3 protein-coding genes are annotated in these 4159 nt (G+C 47.9%); 1 reads left to right on the top strand and 2 read right to left on the bottom strand.

The features are described 5' to 3' along the window. On the bottom strand, positions 1-1807 hold a 1807-nt coding region (locus tag WEIDD23_RS05855), incomplete at its 3' end, for an excinuclease ABC subunit UvrA (protein ID WP_062358834.1). Positions 1808-1961: 154 nt separating this feature from the next. After that, positions 1962-3356, bottom strand: a complete 1395-nt coding sequence (locus WEIDD23_RS05850) for an MDR family MFS transporter (RefSeq protein WP_010371302.1) — start codon at positions 3354-3356, stop codon at positions 1962-1964. A gap of 181 nt (positions 3357-3537) precedes the next feature. Here WEIDD23_RS05850 and WEIDD23_RS05845 point away from each other — a divergent pair, with 181 nt between their 5' ends. Next, complete coding sequence (locus WEIDD23_RS05845; RefSeq protein ID WP_010371305.1) at positions 3538-4137, top strand: TetR/AcrR family transcriptional regulator; 600 nt, start codon at positions 3538-3540, stop codon at positions 4135-4137. The last annotated feature ends 22 nt before the right edge of the window (positions 4138-4159 follow it).

The raw sequence follows: 4159 nt of genomic DNA, 5'->3' as shown, positions 1-4159 counted from the left end.
CCGCATACATTTTACGCAAGTTATCCAAAATATTTGTGTACGTCGCAACTGTTGAACGGGCATTCTTGCCGACTGGTACAGAATCAACCATCACAACTGTCTGCACGCCACTGTTATCTAAGGCCTGAGTACCATCTGGTAACGCGCGTCCCTCATTTTGAGCCACAATACCAGGGGCCAGCAAATCCAGGATTAACGTCGTCTTGCCGGCGCCACTCATCCCCGTCACACTGGTTAAACGATTCTTTGGGAAGCGGGCAGTAACGTCATGTAAATTATTTTTCTGCGTGACGGCAATCTCGATGCTACCTTCATCAAATAGTGTCTCACTTGGTGCTAGTGTACGCGTCTGCGCTTGCGCCTGAGCATTCAAATATGGCGCCACCAAGGTCGCCGATTGTTTAGCAGCGGCCACATCGCCAGCGAAAATAACTTCACCGCCATGTTCACCAGATCCTGGTCCAATCTCGATGACATAATCGCTCGCGCCGATCACTTCCATATCGTGATCAACCACCACCAGTGTATTGCCTTGTTCAAGCAGTGTCTTAAATATCCGAAGTAGACCAGTCACGTTTTCTGGGTGCAGCCCAACAGTCGGTTCATCAAGTACGTACAGAACGCCCGTCGTTTCATTGCGAATCGTCCGGCCTAATTGAATACGCTGCAATTCACCAGTTGATAAGGTGTTACCGGCCCGTGAAAGCGTCAGATAATCTAAGCCCAGTTGTGTTGGGGCATCCAGTAATTCCAATAATTCATCGACCAACTTTTGCCCCATTTTTTGCATGTCGATCGGCAATGTGGTGGTTAACTCGCGGGCAAAAGTTACCAAATCTTCAATCGTATAATCCGACAATTCCGCAATATTTTTATCGCGCAAGTGTTGGCTCAGCAACGCCGGATTAAACCGAGTTCCATGGCAAGTTGGGCAGGTTTGAAAGGTATAAAACTGATTCAACCGCTTAATCGTGCGCTCATTGGTACTGCTTTTCATACTATCTGCAATTGCATTATAGGCATTCTCAAAGACTGCGTGGTCCATGTGAAACACCTTACCACTCTTACTTGGAATGTTAATTTCATATTCCTGTCGATCACCGTGGAGGACCTGGTCTTGCTGCTCTTTGGGTAAATCTTTGTAGGGCACATCAATATTGATACCCGCTGCTTCCGCTACCAAGGGCATGAATGTACGGCCTGGTGTCCGCCAAGCGTTCACGGCGCCATCGCGAATCGTCAATTCCTCATTAATCAACAACGCTGGATTGATTTCTCGCACTTCCCCCGTTCCTTGGCAAGTTGGGCAGGCACCAGCTGAGTTAAACGCAAAATCTTCTGCCCCATATGGCATGAAATGCACGCCACAGACTGGACAGTCCATTCCTGTCATATCAGCATCCATCGCTACCGCTAGGGTCGGACCAATGCGGTGACCATTCGGACAGACCATTGAACCGAGTCGTGAAAACATCAAGCGCAACACATTTAACGCCTCTGTCATGGTCCCGACTGTTGACCGAATATCCGGTACTTGCGGCCGTTGGCGTAACGCTAAGGCGGATGGCAAATGTCGGATTGACGTCACATCAGCCTGATTTGATTGACTAATACGGCGTCGTGTATACGTTGATAGTGCATTAAGATACCGGCGCATCCCCTCGCCGTATAACGTCCCCATCGCAAGTGAACTTTTACCAGAACCACTCCGCCCGGTAATCCCAGTCATTTTCCCCAATGGAATATCAACATCAATATTTTTTAGGTTATTTGTTTTCGCCCCACGTACTTCAATCGAAAATGCCATGTTCATCCCCCACATGATTAATTACTTATTTTTTATATGCTCATTGTATCACGTGATCCAGAATCTACTGAGCCGAAACTATGCAAAAAGAGGCTGGGACAGAAGTCTCTGTCTCAGCCTCAAAAGCGTCTTTCGTCTCACGCTCTTTTCATGATTAGTTTTTAGATAAGCGATTAGTTAAGAACACCGCTGGCATGATAATCAACAATGACAGGCCGGCCGTCCAGGCGAATCCTGTTTGGTAACCGGCGGCAATACTGGTGTGCGTCGTCATATAACCAGCGACAATTGTTGCAATCACAGCTGAACCAAATGCACCACCAATATTTTGGAACGTGCGCGACGCGACAGAAATCGCACCCGAATCGCGCTTATCGCCACCGACAAAGGCATCTGTCATCAAAGGTGATAAGATGCCACCCGCACCAATACCGCGTACAAATAAGATAACCGCAACCAACCAATAGGCCGTCTTACCATCAAAGTAAGCGAACGGTATCGTGCCGACCAGCGTAATTGCCAAACTTACAATCGTCACGTAACGGGCGCCGATGCGATCAATCAACTTACCAACAATTGGTCGCGCAACAAGCATACCAACGCCCTGTGGAATCAATGAAAGACCAGCGACAATCACTGAATCACCACGTAAGTTTTGGAAGAACAATGGCAATAGCAACATCGCCCCGTTGGTTGCAACCCCACCAACCACCATGCCGACCATAGCGGCAGTAAAGTTCTTACGCGTGAAGAGACGAATTGGCAAGATCGCATGCTCACCCTTGAAATGCGCATACACGCCGTAGACCACCATCAAAGCAACTCCGGCCAGCACATAAGCGACTGTGGTGGCATTCGTAAAGTCACCCTTTGTACTAGCTTGCACGATACCATAAATAATGGTTGATGAAATTGCAGCAAGCAACGTCACCCCGACAACATCAAAGCGAGCCTGACGATTCTTTGCTTCAAATGTTGGTAATTTCCAAGCAATCAAAATTGTTGCCAAAATGACAATTGGCACATTGATGTAGAAAATCCAGCGCCATGACGCATACTCCAAGACGATACCGCCGATAACTGGCCCCAAAATCGGTCCTAACACAATTGGCAACCCAACCACAGCCATCAACCGGCCCATCGCTGCACTACCAGCCAGGTCCACTAACAGCGTCGTCAACAATGGCGTCAGCATACCAGCGGCTGCGCCTTGGAACAAACGGAACACAATTAAACTATCGATGTTCCAAGCCAAGGCAGAAGCCAACGAGAATACGCCAAACGCAATTTCGGCTGCTAAAAATACCCACTTGCCACTAAACCGGTTGACCAACCAACCGGCAAACGGTACCGCAACCGCTGTCGCTAGGACATACCCCGTAATCACCCACTGGATTGTTGAGAGACTGGCTCCAAAATCACGCGCCAAGTCATTCACCGCGATGTTCACCATCGTTGCATCAAGCATCGGCGCAAACGCACCGAGCACTAATACCCACGCCATGTTCACGACATGCTTTGGCAATGCTGTCGTTTTCTTCTCGTCCATTTCATTTACCTTCTTTTACACTTTGTTTCTTTTTAAGGTACACCGTGTACCTATCGGACAAAAAGTATTATAAACGTGCGATTTTAAAAACGCAAGCATTTTAGATACAACGTGTATCTTATTGATTGATAGTCGTGTAAAATAAAGGCATACAAGCGCTTTGGAAGGATGGTAATTTGCTATGGCAACACGTAAAACTGGGGATGACCTCACCAACGTTATTTTTACTGTGACCCGCGACATTATGGCGGCTGAAGGTTATCAAGCCGTCACTTTCGCCCGGATTGCACGTGAATCTGGGACTTCTCGGACTGTGCTCTACCGGCGCTGGTCTTCACCGTTCGCCCTAATGACCGAGGCAATTCAAGCCAAGGCGCACGAAGTCCAAGGGACTTTGGTTGACGCTGATTTTAATACCGGCTCACTACGGGGGGACTTAATTGCGATGTTAACACGCTACAAGCACTCGGCCGATATTATGGGGCGCACCTACAATCGCGCTATTTTGGGAGAAGTCAGCAAAGAAGACAATCAGGATGTCACCACTTTTCTGGCCCAACTGAAACAATCAAACCTCTTCATCATGGAGCGCATCTTATCAAAGGCGCAACTGAACGGCGAAATCAATAACACCACCACGGACTTGGTGAAGTTAATGCCATTTGAGCTACTTCGCTATCGCTTTTTAATTAGTGACGAGCCGATTACCGATGATTTTATCGCTGAAGTCGTTGATGAAATCGTCTTGCCCGCAATTATGCAACAGCAACCACATGCCTAATTAAAAATCCCGTGTTAGCCAA

It is taken from the genome of Weissella sp. DD23, from assembly GCF_001579105.1.
GTDB classification, from domain to species: domain Bacteria; phylum Bacillota; class Bacilli; order Lactobacillales; family Lactobacillaceae; genus Weissella; species Weissella cibaria.
The sequence above is the reverse complement of the archived record's forward strand: the minus strand, read 5'-3'. Positions and strand labels throughout refer to the sequence as shown.

Excerpts from the sequence above, each read along its gene's own strand:
- WEIDD23_RS05850 (WP_010371302.1), bottom strand. The coding sequence starts at position 3,356 with ATGGACGAGAAGAAAACGACAGCATTGCCAAAGCATGTCGTGAACATG.
- WEIDD23_RS05845 (WP_010371305.1), top strand. The coding sequence starts at position 3,538 with ATGGCAACACGTAAAACTGGGGATGACCTCACCAACGTTATTTTTACT.